Annotated in this window: 1 protein-coding gene; it reads right to left on the reverse strand. The window is 43.6% G+C overall.

Going from position 1 to position 287, the window contains the following annotated elements; translation table 11 throughout:
- Window positions 1-287 (reverse strand): hypothetical protein (locus tag A3761_RS27390; protein WP_197472952.1); only part of this gene is annotated, 287 nt, incomplete at both ends.

The following is a 287-nucleotide window of genomic DNA, read 5'->3' on the forward strand; positions in this document are numbered from 1 at the left end:
CTTTACCATCAGTAATTGTAACTAGAACTCCTGCGGCGCCCGCTGAAGCATCCAGAACCCCACCACCTAAGTTATCAGAAATTACGACATCATCTTCAGACATACAGATCGTAGCTACACGTCTTACATCGACTAGCGACTCACAATGATACGGAGAATTAGGGTCATCAGGATCCGAAGGTTCTTCAGCTGCCTCAGTACAACTTGCCCCCTGATAAAATCCCGGATTAGTCTTAGTGTCGTATACCTGATTATTGTTAAAATCTGAGTAGAACTCATTATCATCA

The organism is Oleiphilus sp. HI0123 (assembly GCF_001635315.1).